This window comes from Pseudomonas sp. KU43P (assembly GCF_033095865.1).
GTDB lineage: Bacteria > Pseudomonadota > Gammaproteobacteria > Pseudomonadales > Pseudomonadaceae > Aquipseudomonas.
Map to the genome: position 1 here is coordinate 5,233,295 of NZ_AP019365.1, position 21,147 is coordinate 5,254,441.

Below are 21,147 nucleotides of genomic sequence, written 5' to 3' on the forward strand. Positions count from 1 at the left end.
ATCCCTCAGCAGGAACCCTGTCATGAGCAAAAAGCCGAAAAAGCACGGCCCCAACAAGGCCAAGTCGATCATCGCCCAACCGCTGTTCCGCTGCCGCCAGGAACAACCGAACAAGGGCAAAGGCAGCTACCGCCGCGAAGCCTTCCAATCGAGAGATTGGGAGGCTTCTTACTTTTTAGCCGCATGAAAGCATCGAAAGCGCAGGCATGGTATGGTCGGCACCTGACCTGAAATTCTGGATCTGTGCATGCCCTTCAGCCTCCTCCCTCGTTGGAAATCCCGCCAGCTCATCGCGGCCTCCAGCTTCATCCTGCTCGTCGCCTGCGCGGAAAAACCTACCGCCGCCGACGCCCTGCCGCTGGCACCCGCCCAGCCCGCGCCGGTAGTGACCCTGCCCAGCGCCACGCCCGACGTCAGCACTGAAATCCAGCCATTGCAAACCTTTGCCCAATGGCAAGCGGGCTTCCGCCAGCAAGCGTTGCAAGCCGGCATCTCGGCCAGTACTTTCGACCGTGCCTTCCTTGGCGTGACGCCAGACATGGACGTGATCAAGGCCGACCGCAGCCAGCCCGAGTTCACCCGCCCGGTGTGGGAGTACCTCGACGGCGCGCTGTCGCCGCTGCGGGTACGCAATGGCAAGCGCCTGCTGGAACAGAACGCCGAGCTGCTGTCGCGCATCGAACAACGCTATGGCGTCGACCGCCAGGTGCTGGTGTCGGTGTGGGGCATGGAAAGCAACTTCGGCCAGTTCCAGGGCAGCAAATCGGTGATTCGCTCGCTGGCCACCCTGGCTTACGAAGGGCGCCGCCCGCAGTTCGCCCAGGACCAGCTCATCGCCGCATTGCAGATCATCCAGCACGGCGACATCCAGCCCGACGCCATGCGCGGTTCGTGGGCCGGCGCCATGGGCCAGACCCAGTTCATCCCGACCACCTACAACACCCATGCAGTGGATTTCGACGGCGATGGCCGGCGCGATATCTGGAACAGCACGCCAGACGCCCTGGCCTCGACCGCGCACTACCTGCAGAGCTCGGGCTGGAAACGCGGCCAGCCCTGGGGCTTCGAAGTACAGGTGCCCGCAGGTTTCGATTACTGGCTGGCCGATGGCTCGCTGCGCAAACCAGTCAGCGAATGGCTGCAACTGGGCGTGAAACTGCCAGCAGGTACGCAACTGCCGGCGGGCAGCAACGATTTGTCTGCCGCCCTGCTGCTGCCGGCCGGCGCTCGTGGCCCGGCATTCCTGGTGCTGGATAACTTCCGCGCGATCCTCAAGTACAACAACTCGTCGTCCTATGCGCTGGCGGTGAGTTTGCTGGGTGACCGTTTCTCGGGCTGGGGCTTCATCGCCGGCAGCTGGCCGAAGGAAGACCTGCCGCTGAGCCGCAGCGAGCGCATGGAGCTGCAGAACCTGCTGAATGCCAGCGGGCATGAAGCGGGCAACCCGGACGGCATCATCGGTGCCAATACCCGCAAGGCGATCCGCAATGCCCAGCAGGGCCTGGGGTGGCCGGCCGATGGGTATCCGACGCACAAGTTGCTCGATAGCCTGCGCAAGTAGTAGATGCTGGGCGTGCTGCGCACGCCATCGCCGGCAAGCCGGCTCCCACAGGTACAGCGCAGGGCTCAAGCCAGCGCGGAACCTGTAGGAGCTGGCTTGCCGGCGATGGGCCGCAACGCGGCCCCCGTCAATCTCAACCCGCGAACAGATCCTGAGCCAACACCAGGCGCTGCCCCTCGCTATCCAGCTTCACCTGCGCTCCCAACGGCAGACACACATTCGGATCGCAATGCCCACTGCGCCAGCCGGCTAGCACCGGCGCGCCCAACGGCTCGAACACCTCTTGCAACAACGGCGTCATCGCCGCCACGGTGATCCCGGCAAAATCTCCCACCAGCACACCTTTCACACCCTCCAGCTTGCCCGCCAGGCGTAGCTGGGTCAGCAATCGATCCACCCGATATAGCGGCTCGTTTACATCCTCGATGAACAGGATGCTGCCCTGCATCTCGATCTCGGCCACTGTGCCCAGGGTCGCGCCCAGCATCGACAGGTTGCCGCCCAGCAATCGCCCGCTGGCAATCCCCGGGACTACGCAGCTCAAGGCAAACTCGGAAGGATGGACAATTTCATCACCCTCCCCCACCAGCCCGCTCAATTGCGCCAGCAGCGATGACTCGGTCGGCTGCAGCTTGGCACCCAGCAGGTCGGCATTGAGCATGGCGCCATGGAAGGTCAGCAAACCGGTATGCCGGTAGATTGCCGTGTGCAACGCGGTGATATCGCTGTAGCCGATCAGTGGCTTGGGGTGGCGACGGATCAGGTCGAAGTCGAGCTGGTCAAGCAGTCGCATGCTGCCATAGCCACCCCGCATGCACAGGATCGCGTCCACAGCAGGGTCTGCAAAGGCTGCATGTAGGTCGTCCAGCCTTTGTTGATCGGCGCCCGCCAGGTAACCCTGAGCCTGCTCGACCCCCGGATAGATACGGCAGCGGTAGCCCCGCTCTGCGAACCATTGCCCAGCCTTTTGCGCATTCAGCCGAGCTGGGCCCGCCGGGGCGACAATGGCGAAGCACGCGTCACGCGGCAAGGTTTTGGGCAGGTGGGACACAGAGGTTTCAGCGCAGTTCATCGCAACTCCTTGCAGCGCGGCACAAAAACAAAAATGCCGATGCCGCCTTTCGGCGTGCATCGGCATATCCGGCCCGAACCAGGATCAGAGCTTGATCTTGGCTTCGTGGGCCTGCTGGTCGGCGTGATAGGACGAGCGCACCAGCGGGCCGGACGCGACGTTCTTGAAGCCCATCTTGTAACCTTCCTCGGCGAACCAGGCGAAGGTGTCCGGATGAACGAAACGCTGCACAGGCAAGTGGCTGCGCGAGGGCTGCAGGTACTGGCCGAGGGTCAGCATGTCGATGTCGTGCTCGCGCATGCGGTGCATCACTTCGATCACTTCCTCGTCGGTCTCACCCAGGCCGAGCATCAGGCCCGACTTGGTCGGTACGTGCGGCACCATCTGCTTGAACTTCTGCAGCAGGTCCAGCGACCAGTCGTAGTCGGAACCCGGACGTGCGGCCTTGTACAGACGCGGTACGGTTTCCAGGTTGTGGTTGAACACATCCGGCGGCTCTTGCGCGGTGATTTCCAGCGCCACGTCCATGCGACCACGGTAGTCCGGCACCAGGGTCTCGAGCTGCACGCCCGGCGACAGCGCACGGATTTCGCGGATGCAGTCGGCGAAGTGCTGGGCACCGCCGTCACGCAGGTCGTCGCGGTCCACCGAGGTGATCACCACGTACTTCAGGCGCAGGTCGGCGATGGCGACGGCCAGGTTCTTCGGCTCGTCCAGGTCCAGCGGCTTCGGCCGGCCGTGACCGACGTCGCAGAATGGGCAGCGACGGGTGCAGATGTCACCCATGATCATGAAGGTCGCGGTACCACCGGAGAAGCACTCGCCCAGGTTCGGGCAGGAGGCTTCTTCGCACACGCTGTGCAGCTTGTGCTTGCGCAGCAGCTGCTTGATTCGGTCAACCTCCGGGGAAACCGGGATACGCACGCGAATCCAGTCCGGTTTCTTCGGCAGCTCATCGGTCGGGATGATTTTTACCGGGATGCGCGCGACCTTGTCGGCGCCACGCAGCTTGACCCCAGCTTCCACCTTCTTCGGCGCTGGGCGCGGGGTGGCATCCTGGGTAGGTATCAGGTTCGGCACGGCTTCTTGCACAGTTGTCATATTCAGTCGATTCCGCCCGTGAGGGTCGTCTGCTCAGCGTAGTCGAGGTGCTTGACCAGCTGTCCGCGCAGCCTTGTCCTGACCTCGTCGAGTTCGATCGGGCCTGCCAGGTCACGCAGCTGGGTCATGGCCAGCCCCGCATACCCACAGGGGTTGATTCGTCGGAATGGCGCAAGGTCCATGTCCACGTTCAGAGCAAGGCCGTGGAAGGAACGGCCATTGCGGATTCGCAGGCCGAGGGAGGCAATCTTTGCTCCATCGACATAGACACCCGGCGCATCGGGCTTGGCCGCGGCGCTGACGTCGTAACTGGCCAGCAGCTCGATCAGGGTCTGCTCGATACGGCTGACCAGCTCGCGCACACCAAAGCCCAGGCGGCGCACGTCCAGCAGCAGGTAGGCCACCAGCTGCCCGGGGCCATGGTAGGTCACCTGGCCGCCGCGGTCGGTCTGCACCACCGGGATGTCGCCCGGCACCAGCAGGTGCTCGGCCTTGCCGGCCTGGCCCTGGGTGAAGACTGCGGGGTGCTCGACCAGCCAGATTTCGTCCTGGCTGTCCGGGCTACGCTGCTCGGTAAAGCGACGCATGGCCTCCAGCACCGGTTCATAGGGCTGCAGGCCAAGCTCGCGAAAACCGAGGCAAAGAGACATTCAGAGCACCATTTTCACGATGCCGGTCGCGCGCAGGGCGCTGTTGATATCGTGCAGCTGGTTCTCGCTTTCGGCAACGATGTGCAATTGCACGGTGGTGTACTTGCCTTCCTTGCTCTGGCGCTCGGCCAGGGTGGAAAGGTCGACCTTGGCGTGCTTGCTCAGGACTTCGATCACCATGTCCTTGAAGCCCACCACGGTGTCACCGATGACCTTGATCGGGTAATCGGCGCATGGGAATTCGATTTTGTGCGACTTGACGTCAGGTTCGCTCATGGCGGAAACGGCCTCGTAAGCCGTGGCAACAACAACGCCCCCGCATGTTCAGCGGGGGCGTGGCAGGTCACGTATCAGTTGAACAACCCGTAGAAGAATAGACGGATGCTATCCCACATACGACGGATGAAACCACCTTCCTCGACGCCGTCGAGGGCGATCAGGTCGGCGCTGTGAACCACGTTCTCGTCCAGTTTGACTTCCACTTTGCCGATCACGTCACCTTTGGCGATCGGCGCGGTGAGCTGCGGGTTCATGGTCATCGAAGCCTGCAGGCGCTTCAATTGGCCTTTAGGCATAGTCATGGTCAGGTCGTTGGCCAGGCCTGCCTTGACGATGCTGGTGGCGCCTTTCCAGACCGGAGCCTGGGTCAGCTCGGTGCCCTTCTGATAGAAGGTCTGGGTTTCGAAGAAACGGAAACCGTAAGTCAGCAGCTTCTGGGTCTCGGCAGCACGGGACTGCTCGCTGTTGGTGCCGAACACCACGGCGATCAGGCGCTGGCCGTCACGAACGGCCGAAGCCACCATGCAGTAGCCAGCTTCGTCGGTGTGGCCGGTCTTCAGGCCATCGACGGTCTTGTCACGCCACAGCAGCAGGTTGCGGTTCGGCTGCTTGATGTTGTTCCAGAAGAACTCTTTCTGCGAGTAGATCGCATAGTGGGCCGGGTCCACGTCGATGATGGCGCGGGCCAGCAGCGCCATGTCGTGGGCCGAGGAGTAGTGGTCCGGGTTCGGCAGGCCGGTCGGGTTCATGAAGTGGCTGTTGGACATGCCCAGGTCGGCGGCAGTCTTGTTCATCATGTCGGCGAAGGCGTCTTCGCTGCCGGCGATGTGCTCGGACAGGGCAACCGAGGCGTCGTTGCCCGACTGGATGATGATGCCGTGCAGCAGGTCGCTGACGGTGACCTGGCTGCCCACCTTGATGAACATGCGCGAACCACCGGTACGCCAGGCGTTTTCGCTGACGGTTACCGGGTCGTTCTCGCCGATCTGCCCACGACGGATGTCCAGGGTGGCGATGTAGGCGGTCATCAGCTTGGTCAGGCTGGCCGGCGGCAGGCGCTCGTCACCGTTGTTCTCGACCAGCACGTTGCCGCTGGACGCGTCCATGAGTACGTAGGACTTGGCTGCCAGTTGCGGTGGTGCCGGCATCATCTGCTCGGCCGCGAAGGCGGCAGGCGTGATCATCAGCAGTACGGGCAGGCAAAGTCGTTTGGCAAGGTTGGTGATGTTCATCCGTCTCTCGAAAATCGCTAATGGTCTGAGATGTTCCCTGGGCCACATCGTGTGCCCAGCGCCAGTCAGTCTAGTTTTGGTGGCTGCGATGCAGCCTGGCGCAACGCGCAAAAGCTGGCATTGTACATGGCCGAGCCCGGCAATTCATGACAAAACCGACAGTTTGGCGGTGCCTTTACTGGCCTCATCGCCGGCTTGCCGGCGATGAGGCCAGTACAGTCAGTCTGCTGTGACCAGCTTGGCCTGGCCAAGGTTCGCCAGGCGAATGCTGTCCTGCGCCTGCTGGATCTCGCCCTGGCTGTTGATCGGCCCCAGGCGTACCCGGTGCAGGGTCTGCTGGTTACGTACGATGGAGCTGATGAAGACCGGCGCGCTGACCATGGTGCTCAGCTTCGAGCGCAGCAGCTCGGCGGCGTCCGGGTTGGCGAAAGCGCCCACCTGCAGGAAGCTGCCACCGTTGACGCTCGGCACGTTGTTGCCGCCGACCTGCACCGGCACGACCGGTGCCGCATGCTGTTGCGGTGGCGGAGTCCACTGCTCGACACGCCCGGTTGTGGCCGGGATCGCCTGGGTCTGGGCTACCTGTGGCTCCTTGAGCACCAGTGGCGGTTGCTGCCCGCGCTGGGCCCACCATTGCTGCGGGTCGATGCCTTCGACGCGCACGTGCGCGGTACCGATCTCGGCATAGCCGAGCTTCTTGGCGGCGGCATACGACAGGTCGATGATGCGGTCGGAATAGAACGGGCCACGGTCGTTGACCCGTAGGATGACACTGCGACCGTTGGCCAGGTTGGTCACCCGCACATAGGCCGGCAGCGGCAAGGTCTTGTGCGCCGCGCTCATGCCGTAAAGGTCATAGAGCTCGCCATTGGCGGTGTTCTGGCCGTGGAACTTGGTGCCGTACCACGACGCCGTCCCCTCGGCGCGGTAGTTGCGCGAGTCCTGCATCGGGTAGTACGTCTTGCCAAGCACCGTGTACGGGTTGGCCTTGTAGGCTCCGTTGTGCACGGTCGGGGTGGCATCGGGGATCTTGTTCACGTCCACATCCCACCATGGCGCACCGTCCTTGTGGGCACGGTTGATGTCCAGGCCTGGCTGCGAACGCACGGCATTGCCGCTTGCCTTGGTGGTCGGACGGCTGGAGGAACAGCTGACCAGCAGCATGCCGACGGCCATGCAGGTCAGCAGCTTGAAGGTGTTGGCAGAGAAGATTGCGCGCATTACTTGACGCCCCGTGCTTGGACCAGCTGTTCCGCTAGCTGATGCACCGCCATGGCATACATCACGCTGCGGTTGTAGCGGGTGATCGCGTAGAAGTTCTTGAGGCCCATCCAGTATTCGGGGCCGCTGTCGCCTTCCAGGCGGAAGGCGGTAACCGGCAGATCATCGCGCAACGCATCATGACTCGACCAGCCCAGCGCTCGCAACTCCCCAGCCGTCTTGGCCGGTTCGATACCGGTAGTCAGGCCCTCGTCGGCACGCGAACCAGTGACATCGGCACGGCTGACCACGGCCTCGCCGGCCACCCAGCCATGGCGCTTGAAGTAACTGGCGACACTGCCGATGGCGTCGTCGGGGTTGTTCCAGATATTGATGTGGCCGTCACCGTCGAAATCCACGGCGTAGTTGCGAAAGCTGCTCGGCATAAACTGCGGCAGGCCCATCGCACCGGCGTAGGAGCCCTTGAGGGTGAGCGGATCGAGCTGCTCCTCGCGGGCCAGCAGCAGGTACTCGCGCAGCTCCTTGCGGAAGAATTCGGCGCGCGGCGGGTAGTCGAAGCCCAAGGTCGACAGGGCATCGATGACCCGATAATTGCCGGTGTTACGGCCGAAGAACGTTTCCACGCCGATGATCGAGACGATGTACTGGGCCGGCACGCCATATTCCTGCTCGGCACGGGCCAGCACGGCTTCATGCTGGCGCCAGAAGTCCACCCCACGGGCAATGCGCGCGTCGGTGATGAACATCGGACGATAGTCCTTCCACGGCTTGACCCGCTCGGCTGGGCGCGAAATCGCGTCGAGAATCGACTGCTTGCGCTGTACCTCGCGGAACACGCCCATCAGTTGTTCGCCGGCAAAACCGTAGTCGCGAGTCATCTCGCTGACGAACTCGGCCACCTGGGGCGAGTTGTCGTAGTCACCGGCATGAGCTTGCTGGACAGCGCTGAACAGGCCCACCGCACCGATCCACGGCGCACAACGGGCAGCCCAGTTACGCACTGCTTGCATGAAATTCTTCACCTTATTCAAACCTGTGCAATCCATTTGCGGTGCGTATGGATCGACATCAGAACGCCAAACGCTGACAGCAGCGTCACCAACGAAGTTCCGCCATAGCTGATGAAGGGCAGCGGCACGCCCACCACGGGGAGAAGGCCGCTGACCATACCGATATTGACGAACACGTATACAAAGAAGGTCATGGTCAAGCTGCCCGCGAGCAGCTTGCCGTAGAGGGTCTGCGCCTGGGCGGTGATCATCAGCCCGCGGCCGATCAGCAGCAGGTAGACGATCAGCAGCAGACAGATGCCCACCAGGCCGAATTCCTCGCCGAGCACCGCAATGATGAAGTCGGTGTGGCTTTCCGGGAGGAAGTCCAGGTGCGACTGGGTACCCAGCAGCCACCCCTTGCCGAACACCCCGCCCGAACCGATCGCCGCCTTGGACTGAATGATGTTCCAGCCAGTGCCCAGCGGGTCGCTTTCAGGGTCGAGGAAGGTCAGCACGCGCTGCTTCTGGTAGTCGTGCATCACGAAGAACCACATGGCCACAGCCACCGGCACTGCGGCTGCCAGCACGCTGACGATCCAGCGCCAGCGCAGGCCTCCCATGAACAGCACGAAGGCGCCGGACGCAAGAATCAGCAGTGCGGTGCCCAGGTCAGGCTGGCGGACGATGAGGATGAACGGCACGCCGATCAGCACCAGGCTGATGGCCACGTGCTTGAGCTGCGGCGGCAAGGTGCGCTTGGACAGGTACCAGGCGATGGTCGCCGGCATGATGATCTTCATGAATTCCGAGGGCTGAAAGCGAATCACACCAGGGATGTTGATCCAGCGCGTGGCACCCATGGCGTTGTGGCCCATGACGTCCACCACGATCAGCAGGAAGACCCCCGCCAGGTACGCCAACGGCACCCAGCGCGCCATGAAGCGCGGTTCGAGCTGGGCGATGACGAACATCGACACCAGGCCGATGCCGAACGAGGTGGCCTGCTTGAGCAGCAGGTCCCAGTTCTTGCCGCTGGCCGAATAGAGGACGAACAGGCTGCCGGCCGCGAGGGTCAGCAGGATGACCAGCAAGGGGCCGTCGATGTGGATGCGCTGCAGAAAGCTGGCGCGTCGACGCATCACGTCCTCGCTGGAGAGCATGCGATCGAAATTGTTCTTCACGGGGCCGTTTCCTGGGCGACGGTGGCAGGCGCGAACTCTGGCTTCAGCCGGCCGTTCTCATCGAGCAGCCAGGCGTCCATGATCTGTCGCACCACGGGGGCAGCGACGCCGGAGCCGGACTCGCCGTTCTCGACCATCACCGACACCACGATCTTCGGATCGTCGGCGGGGGCGAAGGCGACGAACAAGGCGTGGTCGCGGTGGCGCTCCTGAAGTTTGTTGCGGTCGTATTTCTCGCCTTGCTTGATCGCCACCACCTGGGCGGTACCGCTCTTGCCGGCTATACGGTACTGGGCACCGGCAGCAGCCTTGCGCGCGGTACCACGGGCGTTGTGCATGACCTGTTCCATGCCGTGGGTGACCTTGGCCCAGTCGGACTTGTCGCGCAGCACGATGTCTTGCATCGGGTTCGGGTCCACCGGCAGTTGGCCTTCGATGGTCTTGGCCAGGTGCGGGCGGTTCCATACGCCTTTGTTGGCGATCAACGCGGTGGCCTGGGCCAGTTGCAGTGGGGTGGCCTGCATGTAGCCCTGGCCGATACCCAGAATCAGCGTCTCACCCGGGAACCAGGCCTGGCGCCGGGTGGCGCGCTTCCATTCGCGAGACGGCATCAGGCCGGGCGACTCCTCGAACATGTCGAGGGCAACCTTCTGGCCGATGCCGAACTTGTTCATGTAGCTGGACAGGCGATCGATGCCCATCTTGTGGGCAAGGTCGTAGAAATAGGTGTCATTGGAACGCATGATCGCGGTATCGAGGTCGACCCAGCCATCACCGGTGCGGTTCCAGTTGCGGTACTTGTGATCATAGTTGGGCAGTTGGTAGTAGCCGGGGTCGAACACCCGGCTGCCGGCATTGACCACTCCACTGTCGAGGCCGGCGATGGCCACCGCCGGCTTGATGGTCGAACCCGGCGGGTACAACCCGCGCAACACACGGTTGAACAGTGGCCGGTCGATCGAGTCGCGCAGTTCGGCGTAGGCCTTGAAGCTGATGCCGGTAACGAACAGGTTGGGGTCGAAACTCGGCTGGCTGACCATCGCCAGCACCTCGCCAGTGCGCGGATCCAGCGCCACCACCGCGCCACGACGGCCACCCAGGGCGGCTTCGGCAGCTTCCTGCAGCTTGATGTCCAGGCTCAGCACGATGTCCTTGCCGGGCTTGGGGTCGGTGCGTTTGAGCACGCGCAGCACGCGGCCGCGGGCGTTGGTCTCGACTTCCTCGTAACCGACCTGGCCGTGCAGGTCGTCTTCGTAGAAGCGCTCGATACCGGTCTTGCCAATATGGTGGGTGCCGCTGTAGTTGACCGGGTCGAGGGTCTTGAGCTCTTTCTCGTTGATCCGCCCCACGTAGCCGACCGAGTGGGCAAAATGCGCACCCTGCGGATAATGCCGCACCAACTGGGCAACTACCTCCACGCCTGGCAGGCGGAACTGGTTCACCGCCACCCGGGCAATCTGCTCCTCGCTCAGCTCGAACAGGATCGGCACCGGCTCGAATGGCCGTCGCCCCTGCTTCATGCGCTTCTCGAACAGTGCCCGGTCGTCCGGCGTCAATTCCAGCACTTCGACGATGTTGTCCAGCACTTCCTGCCAGTCGCCAGCACGTTCGCGGGTCATGGACAAACTGAAGCTGGGCCGGTTATCGGCGATGATCACCCCGTTGCGATCGAAGATCAGCCCACGCGTCGGCGGTATCGGCTGCACGTGCACCCGATTGTTCTCCGACAGCGTGGAGTGGTAGTCGTACTGGATGATCTGCAGGTAATACAGGCGCGCAATCAGCACGCAGATCAGCAACACGATCGCGATCGCGCCGACCACGACGCGGTTGCGCACCAGGCGGGCGTCTTTCTCATGGTCCTTGAGACGGATCGGCTGCGACATCGGACTGCTTACAGGCTCATTTGTGGTAAGGGTGCCCGGACAGCACGGTCCAGGCGCGGTAGATCTGCTCGCCGATCAGTATCCTTACCAACGGGTGCGGCAAGGTCAGCGGCGACAGCGACCAGCGTTGCTCGGCGCGCGCGCAGACCTCGGGCGCCAGCCCTTCCGGGCCACCCACCATCAAGTTCACCGTGCGCGAGTCCAGGCGCCAGCGGTCCAGCTCGGTGGCCAGCTGCTCGGTGCTCCAGGGCTTGCCATGGACCTCGAGGGTGACGATGCGCTCCCCAGGCTGCACTTTGCTCAGCATGGCTTCGCCCTCCTGACGGATCAGGCGGGCGACATCGGCATTCTTGCCACGGGTGTTCAGCGGTATTTCCACCAGCTCAAGCGACAGCTCCTGGGGCAGGCGCTTGGCATATTCATGCCAGCCTTCCTCGACCCACTTGGGCATGCGCGAGCCGACCGCGATCAGGCGCAGACGCACGACGCTTCCTTATTCCCGGTCTTTGAGCTTGTCGGTGAAGTATTCGCTGGCGTTTTCCGGGCTGTGGTGCTTGGCATCGGCAGCACGGCTCTGCTCGGCACCCATCCACAGGCGCTCCAGGTCGTAGAACTGGCGGGCGGCGGCGGTCATCATGTGCACGATGACGTCGTTCAGGTCCAGCAGCACCCAGTCGCTGTCGCCCTTGCCTTCTTCGCCCAGCGGCTGTGCGCCTTCTTTCTTGACCGTTTCACGGACCTTTTCCAGCATCGCGTTGATCTGGCGGTTGGAGGTACCGGTGGCGATGATCATGTAGTCGGTCAGGCTGTGCTTTTCACGCACGTCGATGACCTGGATGTCCTGGGCCTTGACGTCTTCCAGGGCGCTGATGGTCAGTTCGACCAGTGCTTCGCCATTGATTTTCTGCTTGCTCATATAAAACTCTTCAACTCGTTTGGATGAGGCGCCCTGAGGCACCGTCAGTTAGGGGCACGATACAGTTCATGCGCCTCGATGTAGGCCAGTACGGCGTCCGGCACCAGGAACCTCACCGACCTGCCGCTGGCCAGCAGCTGTCGGATCTGTGTAGCCGACACCGCAAGCGGTGTCTGCCAGACGAACGAAATATTCCCCGCCGGGCCGGACATGGCGGTGGGATCGCTCTCGGATCGCGCAGCCAGCAGGTTGCGCAGCTCGTCAGGGGGTTCTACGTCGGCATCCGGGCGTTGCAGCACCAGGATGTGACAGTGTTGCAGCAGCTCTTCCCAGCGGTGCCAGGCCGGCAGGCCACAGAAGGCATCCCAGCCCAGCACCAGGAACAACTGGTCGTTCGCGCCCAGTTCGGCGCGGATCGACTCCAGGGTATCGATGGTGTACGACGGCTTGTCGCGGTCCAGCTCCCGTGCATCGACACTCAGGCGCTCGACGCCCTGTACCGCTTCGCGCACCATCGCCAGGCGATCCTGCGCCGACACCTGCGGGGTGTCGCGGTGCGGCGGGCGGGCGTTGGGCAGCAGTCGCAGCTCGTCAAGCGCCATGAACTCGGCCACCTCCAGCGCGCTGCGCAGGTGGCCGATGTGCACGGGGTCGAAAGTACCGCCAAGAATGCCGATGCGCCGGACTGCCTGGGCCTTACTCAACTCAGCAGGACTCCTGGCCGCGCAGTTGGCCGTCACCGATCACCACGTACTTCTCGCACGTCAGGCCTTCAAGGCCTACCGGGCCACGGGCGTGCAGCTTGTCGGTGGAAATGCCGATTTCAGCGCCCAGGCCGTACTCGAAACCGTCGGCGAAGCAGGTCGGGGTATTGAGCATCACCGATGCCGAGTCGACCTCGGCCATGAACTGGCGAGCCTGCCCCTGGTGTTCGGTGATGATCGAGTCGGTGTGGTGAGAGCCATAGTGGTTGATGTGCTCGATCGCCTGGTCCAGGCCATCGACCACACGAACCGACAGGATCGCGTCCAGGTATTCGGTATGCCAATCGTCTTCGGTGGCCGGCTTGGCGTCGATCAGCGCGCGGGTACGTTCGCAGCCGCGCAGTTCGACGCCTTTTTCTTGAAAGCGGCGGGCCATTTCCGGCAGGAAGCCTTCGGCCACGCGCTGGTCGACCAGCAGCGTTTCCATGGCGCCGCAGATGCCATAGCGGTAGGTCTTGGCGTTGAAAGCCACGCGCCAGGCCTTGTCCAGGTCGGCGTGTTCGGCGACATAGATGTGGCAGATGCCGTCCAGGTGCTTGATCACCGGCACGCGGGCATCACGGCTGATGCGTTCGATCAGGCCACGACCACCGCGGGGGACGATGACATCGACGAACTCAGGCATGCTGATCAGCGCGCCTACCGCTTCCCGGTCGGTCGTCTCGACCACTTGCACCACTGCAGCCGGCAACCCGGCCTCGGCAAGGCCACGCTGGATGCAGGTGGCGATGGCGCGGTTGGAGTGGATGGCCTCCGACCCACCACGCAGGATGGTGGCATTGCCCGACTTCAGGCACAGGCTGGCGGCATCGATGGTCACGTTCGGGCGCGACTCGTAGATGATGCCGATGACACCCAGCGGCACGCGCATCTTGCCGACCTGGATGCCGGACGGGCGATAGCTCATGTCGCGGATGGCACCGACCGGGTCCGGCAGGCTGGCCACCTGACGCAGGCCGGTGATCATGCCGTCGATGCGCGCCGGCGTCAGGGCCAGGCGATCCAGCAGCGCCGGCTCCAAGCCGTTGGCACGGCCGGCGGCCAAGTCCAGCTCATTGGCTGCGGCAAGCTCGGCGCGTGCAGCATCCAAGGCATCGGCGGCGGCTTGCAGGGCGCGGTTCTTCTGCGCGGTGCTGGCGCGGGCGATCACCCGGGAAGCCTGGCGAGCGGCGCGACCCAAGCGGGTCATATAGTCAAGAACGGACTCAGTCATGGGTTCGGTGTCTTGGCGAAGGGGAAATCGGCTGATTATAACTGTCGCGCAGGTATACGCCCAGCGGCGGGTGGCGGATGGTCGAAAATGGTCGTTTCAATCTGTGGGTAAGTTGTAACGGCACTTATCGAAATGCCGCGCTTCAGCCTCGGTTAAGCCATTCATTGCTATCATCCGCGCCTTGACCCTAACGAACCTCCTGCATGCCAGATACAGCCCCCTGCCCTGCCCGAGCCCTGCCCGACAGCTTTTTCGACCAAGATGCCCAAGCCCTGGCCAAGGCCCTGCTGGGTAAAGTCATCCGTCACCGTCACGGCGAACTGTGGCTGGCCGCGCGAATCATCGAGACCGAGGCCTATTACCTCACCGACAAAGGCAGCCATGCATCCCTCGGCTATACCGAAAAGCGCAAGGCGCTGTTTCTCGATGGCGGGCATATCTACATGTACTACGCACGCGGCGGCGATTCGCTCAACTTCAGCGCCCAGGGCCCGGGCAACGCGGTGTTGATCAAGTCTGCCTACCCATGGGTCGATGCCATCTCCACGGCCAACAGCCTGGCGCAGATGCAACTCAACAACCCCGACGCCAGCGGCAACCTGCGCCCGCCCGAGCGGCTGTGTGCCGGGCAGACCTTGCTGTGCAGGGCCATGGGCCTGAAGGTGCCGCAGTGGGACGCCCAACGCTTCGATCCCGAACGCCTCTACGTCGAGGACTGCGGCATTGTCGTGCCCAAGGTGATCCAGGCTGCCCGCCTGGGCATTCCACATGGCCGCGACGAGCACCTGCCGTACCGCTTCGTCGACGCCGACTACGCCCGCTTCTGCACCCGGAACCCGCTGCGCCGGGGGCAAGTCGAAGGGCAAGACTTCTTCATCCATCAACAAGGAAGCTAAAGCATGGGCCAATGGCTCGACAGCCTGACCGGCTGGCTGAGCGCCAACCCACAGTGGCTTGGCGTGGCAATTTTTCTGGTGGCCTGCATCGAGTGCCTGGCCATCGCCGGTATTATCGTGCCCGGTACCGTGCTGCTGTTCGCGGTAGCCGTACTCGCCGGCAGCGGCGCCTTCACCCTGGGGGAAACCTTGCTGCTGGGGTTCCTTGGCGGCGTGCTCGGTGACGCCTTGTCCTACGCCATCGGCAAGTACTTCCACCAGAACATTCGGCGCCTGCCGCTGCTGCGCCACCATCCGGAATGGATCGGCAGCGCCGAAACCTACTTCCATCGGTATGGCATCGCCAGCCTGCTGGTAGGCCGCTTCATCGGCCCGCTGCGCCCCATGCTGCCGATGGTGGCAGGGATGTTCGACATGCCGCTGCCGCGCTTCATCGCGGTCAGCCTGGTGGCTGGCGCGGGCTGGTCGGTAGCCTACCTGCTGCCCGGCTGGGCCACGGGTGCGGCCATGCGCCTGCCCCTGCCGGAAGGCTTCTGGCTGGACGCAGGTATCATTGCGGGCACATTGGCGGTGGTCATCGGCCTGAGCCTGAGCAGCAGCATCCGCGACCAGCGCCACGGCACACGGCTGATCGCCGGCCTGAGCTTCCTGGCCCTTGCCGGCGTGTTCCTGGGTTGGCCGTATCTGCACGAGTTCGACCAAGGGGTGATGACACTGGTGCAGGAACATCGCAGCCAGGCCCTCGATGGCACAGTGGTGCTGGTAACACGTCTGGGCGACTTCCGCACCCAATTGTTCCTCGGCGGCCTGCTGACCGGCCTGTTGCTGCTCGCCCGCCAATGGCGCCATGCCATGTTCGCAGGCGGCGCGTTGATGGGCACGGCGATTGCCAATGGCACGCTGAAGTGGTTGTTCGCTCGCGCTCGGCCGGAGGTGCTGAGCGACCCACTGACCAGCTACAGCATGCCCAGCGGGCACAGCTCCGCGTCGTTTGCGTTCTTTCTGGTAATGGCGGTACTGGCAGGGCGTGGGCAGCCACCGCGCATGCGCCTGACGTGGGTGATGCTCGGTTGCATACCGGCGCTGGCGATCGCCCTGTCGCGGGTATATCTGGGGGCGCATTGGCCGACTGACATCATGGCAGGGGCCTTGCTGGCCTGCTGCGTGTGTGCGGTGAGCCTAACCCTGGTGCAGCATCATCAGCCGCTCAATGCCCTGCCGCAGCGGGTGTGGTGGCTGGTGCTGCCGGCGTGTGTCGCGTTGCTGGCTTTCTTTGCCATGCATGCGTTGCCGCAAGCGTTGCTGCGCTATCAGTATTGATCTATAGCGCCCTTATCGCCGGCAAGCCGGTGATAAGGGCGCTGCAAATGCCTCAGGCAAACAGCTCGGCCTGAATCCGCTCCAGCAGCTTCTGAATCTCCGCTAGCCGCTGCGCCGGCGAATCGATCGCCAGCAGGTCCAGCTTGTCCTCCTCCATGAACGGCAGCAGGTACGCCAGCTGATTGCTCAGTGCCTGGCGCCCATCCACCTCGCGCGGCATGTCCAGCGCTTCGACCATCGGATGCTCGCCCAGGGCCACCAGCAGTGCCAGCAGGTCATCGTCGTGCTCGGTCAGCGGGCTGTCCGGCTGCTCCGGCAACCAGTGCACCTCGCCGAGCAGCAACTGGTCCTTCTGCACCTCGGTCTGGCTCAGCTCGAAGCGCCGTACCCCTTCTACGCGAATACCCAGCAAGCCATTCTCCTGCTGGACGAAATCACGGATCTGGGCCTCGCAACCAATCGATGCGACCACCGGCGGCGCCTTGCCCACCTGCTCACCCTCAAGGATGCACACCACGCCAAAGCCGGTGCCTTGCTTCATGCACCGGCCAATCATGTCCAGGTAGCGCGCCTCGAAGATCTGCAAATCCAGCAGGCAGCCGGGAAACAGCACGGTATCAAGCGGAAACAGCGGTAGCGTCATCACAACTCCTCAAGCCACCAGGCTGACCGCCAACGGCAGGAACACCGCCGTGGCCACCCCCATCAGGCTCATCGCCAATGCAGCAAACGCGCCGCACTCGTCACTTTCCTGCAGGGCCACCGACGTACCCACGGCATGCGCGGTTACGCCCAGTGACATGCCACGTGCTTCGGGGCTGTGCACGCCGAAGCGGGTCAACAACGCGGGCCCGAAAATGGCTCCGATCACACCAGTAATCAACACGAACACGGCCGCCAGTGCCGCCACGCCGCCAATCTGCTCGGCCACCAGCATGGCAATCGGTGAGGTGACCGATTTCGGCGCCATGGTCATCAGGATCATGTGTTCAGCACCGAACCACCAGCCCAGCAGCAGGCAGCAGAGCGTGGCGAACAGGCCTCCGATTACCAGCGTAGTAAATGTCGGCCAGAACAGCTGACGGATGCGCCGCAGGTTGAGGTAGAGCGGCACTGCCAGCGCCACGGTGGCGGGGCCGAGCAGGATGTTCATGATTTCGGTGCTCTTGCGGTATTCACGGTAGTCGATACCACAGAGCAGCAGCACGGCGATCACCAGCACCATGGACACCAGCACGGGCTGCAGGAAGATCCAGCGCGTGCGCTCGTAGGCAGCCAGCACGACCTGGTACGCGCCCAGGGTAATGCCGATGCCGAACAATGGGTGGTGAACCACGGCATCCAGCGCACCTTGCCAATCGAGGATCATGGCTGTTCCTCGCGCTTGCCCTGACGGTGCATGAGCTTCTGCATCAGCACCCCAACGAACACCAGGGTAACCAGGCAGGAGATCAGCAATGCCCCCACGATGGCCCAGAAGTCGGCGGCAATGTCCTTGGCATAGACCATGACCCCAACCGCCGGCGGCACCAGCAGCAACGGCAGGTAGCGCAACAGGCTGCTGGCCGCCTCGTTCAGTGGTTTGCCCACCTCACCCCGGGCCATGAGGAAGAACAGCAACAGCAACAGGCCGATGATCGGCCCAGGCAGCATCGGCACGCACAGATGATTGATTGCCGTACCCAGCAGTTGAAACAGCACCAGCCAGGTCAAACCACGCAACAGCATAAATAACTCCTTCGGGCATGCCGGCCATTATAAGCATGCCCCGTCGATAAGCCGATATTCGCCGAAAAGCGGACATCTTGACTCAATCGATCAGCCGTGCTGATCTTGCACCTTCGTACCAAATGACAATCTGGAGAGTCGCGATGCCTTTTGTACCGGTTACCGAGCTGTCGCAGTACGTTGGAAAGGAACTGGGACGTTCCGATTGGATGAAGATCGATCAACAGCGCATCAACCTGTTCGCCGAGGCCACCGGCGATTTCCAGTTCATACATGTCGACCCGGAAAAGGCTGCGAAGACGCCGTTCGGCAGCACCATTGCCCATGGCTTTCTCACCTTGTCGCTGATACCCAAATTGATGATGGACCTGCTGGTGGTGCCTGAAGGGCTGAAAATGGTCGTTAACTACGGGCTGGACAGCGTGCGCTTCATTCAGCCCGTGAAAGTCGACAGCAACGTGCGACTGAAAGTGGACCTGGTGGAAGTGACCGAGAAGAAGCCCGGGCAGTGGTTGCTCAAGGCTACCGCGACCCTGGAGATCGAAGGCGAGGAGAAACCGGCCTACATTGCCCAGCCATTGTCGCTCTGCTTCGTTTGACCCGGCCCTCATCGCGGGCTTGCCCGCGATGACACCATCCGATATTTCCACCCCGCCAGCCATACCTCAGCCCACCCATTCTGCGGCATACTCGGTAGACCTTTTGCCCGGATTCCGACATGCGTCCTCTGCTGCCACTCGCCCTGTCCCTGATGCTTGCTGCCTGCGGTGATGGCGAAGCACTTTCGCCTCCGGATGCGCGCCTGCCAGATGGCGGTCGCTACCGCGGCCACGTGGTGGACGGCCTGCTGCAGGGCGAAGGGCGAATCGACTACCCCAATGGCAGTTGGTACGCCGGTGGTTTCAAGGATGGCCAATGGCATGGCCAGGGCGAATGGCACGGTAGCAATGGTGAAGTCTATCGCGGCCAGTTCGTCGGTGGACTGTTCCAGGGCCTGGGCGACCTGACCACGCCTGGCAGCCACTATGCCGGCACCTTCAGCCATGGCCGGCGCGATGGCGAAGGTACGCTCAAGCAGGCCGATCAAAGCTACCGCGGCCAATTCAAGGACGACCAGTACGAAGGCGCGGGCGAACTCGAAATGGCCGATGGCAGCCGTTACCAGGGCCTGTTCGCCAAGGGCAAGCCCAACGGCGCCGGGGTGCGCAGCGACGCCAGCGGTAACCAGTTCAGCGGCCGCTTCGTCGATGGCCTGCTGCAAGGCAGCGGCACCTACGACAGCGTCGATGGCGAGCAGTACATCGGCGAATTCAAGGACAACCGCCTCGAGGGCCGCGGTCGCTACGAGAATGCCGACGGCGATGTGTGGATTGGCGAGTTCAAGGACGGCTCGCTGGTCGGCGAAGGCGAAATGCTGGGCAGCGACGGCAGCCACTACAAGGGCCATTTCGTCGACTGGCGCCTGTCCGGCCAGGGCAGCTTGCAGTTACCCGATGGCAGCAAGTACATCGGCGGCTTCGATAACGATGCCTACCAGGGCCACGGCAAGCTGACCTTGGCCAATGGCATGGTCGAAAGCGGCTATTGGGTCAATGGTGTACGCGTTCGCGACCACAAAGGCATGCTGCTCCCCGACCCGCTGGACCTGGCCCTGCTCAATCAGGGCCGCCTGCTGGAAGATGCCCTGGCCCGCGTGCCCCGCTCAGCCCCACCCATCCAGCTCTACAGCCTGGTGCTGGCGGGCGACGGCCAGCAGAGCGTGTTCCTGCGCGAGGCCGACTATGTCAGCAACATGCTCAAGGTACGCTTTGGTGCCCGTGGTCAGGTCACCCTGGTCAACCACCGCGACCAGATGGCGACCCGGCCCATGGCCACCCGCGAGAGCCTGACCCGCGCCGCCCGCACCCTGGCCGAACGCAGCGGCCCGGAAGACCTGGTGTTCATCTACCTGACCAGCCACGGCAGCCAGGATCACCAACTGGTGCTCGACCAGCCGCGCCTGCAACTGGCCGACCTGACCGCCGACGAGCTGGCCAGCGCCCTAGCGCCGCTCAAAGACCGCGACAAGATAATCGTCATCTCCGCCTGCTATTCCGGTGGCTACATCGCCCCGCTGAAAGATGACCGCACCGTGATCATGACCGCCGCACGCGCCGACCGGGTATCCTTCGGCTGCTCGGAAGAAGCGGACTTCACTTATTTTGGCGATGCGCTCTTCGCCGAGGCGCTGAACCAGACCGATGACTTGAAACAGGCGTTTGAACTGGCGCGCAAGAGCGTTGCCGAACGTGAAGGAAGGGAAGGTTTCGAGGCCTCCGAGCCACAGCTCTGGGCCCCTCCCGCAGTACTGGCACATTGGCAGCGCCTGCGTCAGCAGCAAGCGGAAGAAGCCTTGCGTAATGCCGCACAAGCCAAGGCGGGGGAACAGGAAAAAACCCCCGGCAACCACTAAGCTTGTGTGTAACACAGGAGAGACATCATGTACTTGACGCCTCAGCATGTCCTGCTTGCCGGAGCAACAGGCCTTACCGGTGAACACCTGCTCGATCGCCTGCTCAACGAACCGACCATCAGCCGCGTGCTGGCGCCGACCCGTCGTCCGCTGGCCGAGCATCCGCACCTGGAGAACCCTGTCGGTGACCCTGCGGTGTTTCTCCCGCAGCTGGCTGGGCGTGTGGATATCGCCTACTGCTGCCTGGGCACCACCCTCAAGCAGGCCGGTTCGGAACAAGCGTTCCGCGCCGTCGACCTGGACATGGTGGTGGCGTTCAGCAAGCGCGCGCGGGAAATGGGCGCACGGCACCTGTTGGTGGTCAGTGCGATCGGCGCCGACCCCAAGTCATCGATCTTCTACAACCGGGTCAAGGGCGAGATGGAAGAGGCACTCAAGGCTCAGGATTGGCCGCAGTTGACCATTGTCAGGCCGTCGTTGCTGCTGGGCGAGCGTATCGAGCCGCGCCTGGGCGAGCGGCTGGCTTCACCGTTTTCGCGGCTGATGCCGGGCAAGTATCGGGGGATCGAAGCATGCACGCTGGCGCGGGCGCTGTGGCGGTTGGCGCTGGAAGAGGAAGACGGGATTCGGGTTATTGAGTCCGATGAGCTGCGCAGGCTCGGCAAGAAATAGTTACGTCTGAA

General features: G+C 63.2%; 23 protein-coding genes. 7 read left to right on the forward strand and 16 right to left on the reverse strand.

What is annotated here, in order from left to right; all coding sequences use genetic code 11:
• The first annotated feature begins 22 nt into the window (after positions 1-22).
• Both arfA and KU43P_RS23940 read left to right on the forward strand, forming a co-directional pair.
• On the forward strand, positions 23-187 hold the full coding sequence (gene arfA, locus KU43P_RS23935; RefSeq protein ID WP_003257578.1) for an alternative ribosome rescue factor ArfA: 165 nt from the start codon (positions 23-25) through the stop codon (positions 185-187).
• Between the two features lie 60 nt (positions 188-247).
• Positions 248-1,561 (forward strand): lytic murein transglycosylase, encoded by a 1,314-nt coding sequence (locus KU43P_RS23940; RefSeq protein WP_317659978.1) that lies wholly within the window; start codon positions 248-250, stop codon positions 1,559-1,561.
• A 133-nt stretch (positions 1,562-1,694) separates the two neighbouring features.
• Here KU43P_RS23940 and KU43P_RS23945 read toward each other — a convergent pair whose 3' ends face one another.
• From KU43P_RS23945 to KU43P_RS24005, 13 genes are all read right to left on the reverse strand, one after another.
• Positions 1,695-2,633 (reverse strand): LD-carboxypeptidase, encoded by a 939-nt coding sequence (locus KU43P_RS23945; RefSeq protein ID WP_317659979.1) that lies wholly within the window; start codon positions 2,631-2,633, stop codon positions 1,695-1,697.
• An 84-nt stretch (positions 2,634-2,717) separates the two neighbouring features.
• Positions 2,718-3,734, reverse strand: a complete 1,017-nt coding sequence (lipA, locus tag KU43P_RS23950; protein WP_027592615.1) for a lipoyl synthase — start codon at positions 3,732-3,734, stop codon at positions 2,718-2,720.
• 2 nt (positions 3,735-3,736) lie between these two features.
• Complete coding sequence (gene lipB / locus KU43P_RS23955) at positions 3,737-4,384, reverse strand: lipoyl(octanoyl) transferase LipB (protein WP_317659980.1); 648 nt, start codon at positions 4,382-4,384, stop codon at positions 3,737-3,739.
• On the reverse strand, positions 4,385-4,660 hold the full coding sequence (locus KU43P_RS23960) for a DUF493 domain-containing protein (RefSeq protein WP_008100495.1): 276 nt from the start codon (positions 4,658-4,660) through the stop codon (positions 4,385-4,387).
• A 74-nt stretch (positions 4,661-4,734) separates the two neighbouring features.
• The gene (locus KU43P_RS23965) at positions 4,735-5,895 is read right to left on the reverse strand and encodes a D-alanyl-D-alanine carboxypeptidase family protein (protein WP_016393472.1); all 1,161 of its coding nucleotides are present in this window, start codon (positions 5,893-5,895) and stop codon (positions 4,735-4,737) included.
• Positions 5,896-6,114: 219 nt separating this feature from the next.
• On the reverse strand, positions 6,115-7,116 hold the full coding sequence (locus tag KU43P_RS23970; RefSeq protein WP_317659981.1) for a septal ring lytic transglycosylase RlpA family protein: 1,002 nt from the start codon (positions 7,114-7,116) through the stop codon (positions 6,115-6,117).
• Entirely contained in the window at positions 7,116-8,126 is a 1,011-nt protein-coding gene (mltB, locus tag KU43P_RS23975; protein WP_317659982.1) for a lytic murein transglycosylase B, read from the reverse strand. The genes KU43P_RS23970 and mltB overlap by 1 nt, the downstream gene beginning before the upstream one ends.
• A 17-nt stretch (positions 8,127-8,143) precedes the next feature.
• Positions 8,144-9,247 (reverse strand): rod shape-determining protein RodA, encoded by a 1,104-nt coding sequence (rodA, locus tag KU43P_RS23980; protein ID WP_317663914.1) that lies wholly within the window; start codon positions 9,245-9,247, stop codon positions 8,144-8,146.
• Positions 9,248-9,285: 38 nt separating this feature from the next.
• Positions 9,286-11,175: a penicillin-binding protein 2 gene (gene mrdA / locus KU43P_RS23985; RefSeq protein ID WP_317659983.1), complete on the reverse strand. Its 1,890-nt coding sequence runs from the start codon at positions 11,173-11,175 to the stop codon at positions 9,286-9,288.
• A gap of 16 nt (positions 11,176-11,191) precedes the next feature.
• On the reverse strand, positions 11,192-11,659 hold the full coding sequence (gene rlmH, locus KU43P_RS23990; RefSeq protein WP_008090421.1) for a 23S rRNA (pseudouridine(1915)-N(3))-methyltransferase RlmH: 468 nt from the start codon (positions 11,657-11,659) through the stop codon (positions 11,192-11,194).
• Positions 11,660-11,668: 9 nt separating this feature from the next.
• On the reverse strand, positions 11,669-12,091 hold the full coding sequence (rsfS, locus tag KU43P_RS23995; protein ID WP_317659984.1) for a ribosome silencing factor: 423 nt from the start codon (positions 12,089-12,091) through the stop codon (positions 11,669-11,671).
• Between the two features lie 44 nt (positions 12,092-12,135).
• The gene (gene nadD / locus KU43P_RS24000) at positions 12,136-12,795 is read right to left on the reverse strand and encodes a nicotinate-nucleotide adenylyltransferase (RefSeq protein ID WP_317659985.1); all 660 of its coding nucleotides are present in this window, start codon (positions 12,793-12,795) and stop codon (positions 12,136-12,138) included.
• Position 12,796: 1 nt separating this feature from the next.
• Positions 12,797-14,068, reverse strand: coding sequence for a glutamate-5-semialdehyde dehydrogenase (locus tag KU43P_RS24005; RefSeq protein WP_317659986.1), 1,272 nt, complete (start codon positions 14,066-14,068; stop codon positions 12,797-12,799).
• A gap of 203 nt (positions 14,069-14,271) precedes the next feature.
• Here KU43P_RS24005 and KU43P_RS24010 point away from each other — a divergent pair, with 203 nt between their 5' ends.
• Together KU43P_RS24010 and KU43P_RS24015 are read left to right on the forward strand one after the other, a co-directional pair.
• Positions 14,272-14,964: a DNA-3-methyladenine glycosylase gene (locus KU43P_RS24010; protein ID WP_317659987.1), complete on the forward strand. Its 693-nt coding sequence runs from the start codon at positions 14,272-14,274 to the stop codon at positions 14,962-14,964.
• A 3-nt stretch (positions 14,965-14,967) separates the two neighbouring features.
• On the forward strand, positions 14,968-16,284 hold the full coding sequence (locus tag KU43P_RS24015; protein ID WP_317659988.1) for a bifunctional DedA family/phosphatase PAP2 family protein: 1,317 nt from the start codon (positions 14,968-14,970) through the stop codon (positions 16,282-16,284).
• A 52-nt stretch (positions 16,285-16,336) separates the two neighbouring features.
• Here the strand turns inward: KU43P_RS24015 and KU43P_RS24020 are convergent, their stop codons facing one another.
• From KU43P_RS24020 to KU43P_RS24030, 3 genes are read right to left on the reverse strand one after another with little or no spacing between them, the layout of a single operon-like run.
• Entirely contained in the window at positions 16,337-16,927 is a 591-nt protein-coding gene (locus KU43P_RS24020; protein WP_317659989.1) for an LON peptidase substrate-binding domain-containing protein, read from the reverse strand.
• A 9-nt stretch (positions 16,928-16,936) separates the two neighbouring features.
• The gene (locus tag KU43P_RS24025; protein WP_317659990.1) at positions 16,937-17,653 is read right to left on the reverse strand and encodes an LrgB family protein; all 717 of its coding nucleotides are present in this window, start codon (positions 17,651-17,653) and stop codon (positions 16,937-16,939) included.
• Positions 17,650-18,012: a CidA/LrgA family protein gene (locus tag KU43P_RS24030; protein ID WP_317659991.1), complete on the reverse strand. Its 363-nt coding sequence runs from the start codon at positions 18,010-18,012 to the stop codon at positions 17,650-17,652. The genes KU43P_RS24025 and KU43P_RS24030 overlap by 4 nt, the downstream gene beginning before the upstream one ends.
• A gap of 143 nt (positions 18,013-18,155) precedes the next feature.
• On the opposite strand from KU43P_RS24030, the gene KU43P_RS24035 reads away from it, so the two are divergent.
• From KU43P_RS24035 to KU43P_RS24045, 3 genes are all read left to right on the forward strand, one after another.
• Positions 18,156-18,611: a MaoC family dehydratase gene (locus KU43P_RS24035; RefSeq protein ID WP_317659992.1), complete on the forward strand. Its 456-nt coding sequence runs from the start codon at positions 18,156-18,158 to the stop codon at positions 18,609-18,611.
• A 119-nt stretch (positions 18,612-18,730) separates the two neighbouring features.
• Entirely contained in the window at positions 18,731-20,464 is a 1,734-nt protein-coding gene (locus KU43P_RS24040) for a C13 family peptidase (protein WP_317659993.1), read from the forward strand.
• A gap of 27 nt (positions 20,465-20,491) precedes the next feature.
• The gene (locus KU43P_RS24045; protein ID WP_317659994.1) at positions 20,492-21,136 is read left to right on the forward strand and encodes an oxidoreductase; all 645 of its coding nucleotides are present in this window, start codon (positions 20,492-20,494) and stop codon (positions 21,134-21,136) included.
• Positions 21,137-21,147: the final 11 nt, after the last annotated feature.

Coding starts and splice junctions, on each gene's coding strand:
- mrdA (WP_317659983.1), bottom strand. CDS start 11,175: ATGTCGCAGCCGATCCGTCTCAAGGACCATGAGAAAGACGCCCGCCTG.
- KU43P_RS23960 (WP_008100495.1), bottom strand. CDS start 4,660: ATGAGCGAACCTGACGTCAAGTCGCACAAAATCGAATTCCCATGCGCC.
- KU43P_RS23945 (WP_317659979.1), bottom strand. CDS start 2,633: ATGAACTGCGCTGAAACCTCTGTGTCCCACCTGCCCAAAACCTTGCCG.
- KU43P_RS24045 (WP_317659994.1), top strand. CDS start 20,492: ATGTACTTGACGCCTCAGCATGTCCTGCTTGCCGGAGCAACAGGCCTT.
- KU43P_RS24010 (WP_317659987.1), top strand. CDS start 14,272: ATGCCAGATACAGCCCCCTGCCCTGCCCGAGCCCTGCCCGACAGCTTT.
- rsfS (WP_317659984.1), bottom strand. CDS start 12,091: ATGAGCAAGCAGAAAATCAATGGCGAAGCACTGGTCGAACTGACCATC.
- KU43P_RS23940 (WP_317659978.1), top strand. CDS start 248: ATGCCCTTCAGCCTCCTCCCTCGTTGGAAATCCCGCCAGCTCATCGCG.
- KU43P_RS24025 (WP_317659990.1), bottom strand. CDS start 17,653: ATGATCCTCGATTGGCAAGGTGCGCTGGATGCCGTGGTTCACCACCCA.
- KU43P_RS23965 (WP_016393472.1), bottom strand. CDS start 5,895: ATGAACATCACCAACCTTGCCAAACGACTTTGCCTGCCCGTACTGCTG.
- lipA (WP_027592615.1), bottom strand. CDS start 3,734: ATGACAACTGTGCAAGAAGCCGTGCCGAACCTGATACCTACCCAGGAT.
- KU43P_RS23970 (WP_317659981.1), bottom strand. CDS start 7,116: ATGCGCGCAATCTTCTCTGCCAACACCTTCAAGCTGCTGACCTGCATG.
- lipB (WP_317659980.1), bottom strand. CDS start 4,384: ATGTCTCTTTGCCTCGGTTTTCGCGAGCTTGGCCTGCAGCCCTATGAA.
- mltB (WP_317659982.1), bottom strand. CDS start 8,126: ATGCAAGCAGTGCGTAACTGGGCTGCCCGTTGTGCGCCGTGGATCGGT.
- KU43P_RS24035 (WP_317659992.1), top strand. CDS start 18,156: ATGCCTTTTGTACCGGTTACCGAGCTGTCGCAGTACGTTGGAAAGGAA.
- KU43P_RS24040 (WP_317659993.1), top strand. CDS start 18,731: ATGCGTCCTCTGCTGCCACTCGCCCTGTCCCTGATGCTTGCTGCCTGC.
- KU43P_RS24015 (WP_317659988.1), top strand. CDS start 14,968: ATGGGCCAATGGCTCGACAGCCTGACCGGCTGGCTGAGCGCCAACCCA.
- KU43P_RS24030 (WP_317659991.1), bottom strand. CDS start 18,012: ATGCTGTTGCGTGGTTTGACCTGGCTGGTGCTGTTTCAACTGCTGGGT.
- KU43P_RS24020 (WP_317659989.1), bottom strand. CDS start 16,927: ATGACGCTACCGCTGTTTCCGCTTGATACCGTGCTGTTTCCCGGCTGC.
- arfA (WP_003257578.1), top strand. CDS start 23: ATGAGCAAAAAGCCGAAAAAGCACGGCCCCAACAAGGCCAAGTCGATC.
- rodA (WP_317663914.1), bottom strand. CDS start 9,247: ATGCGTCGACGCGCCAGCTTTCTGCAGCGCATCCACATCGACGGCCCC.
- KU43P_RS24005 (WP_317659986.1), bottom strand. CDS start 14,068: ATGACTGAGTCCGTTCTTGACTATATGACCCGCTTGGGTCGCGCCGCT.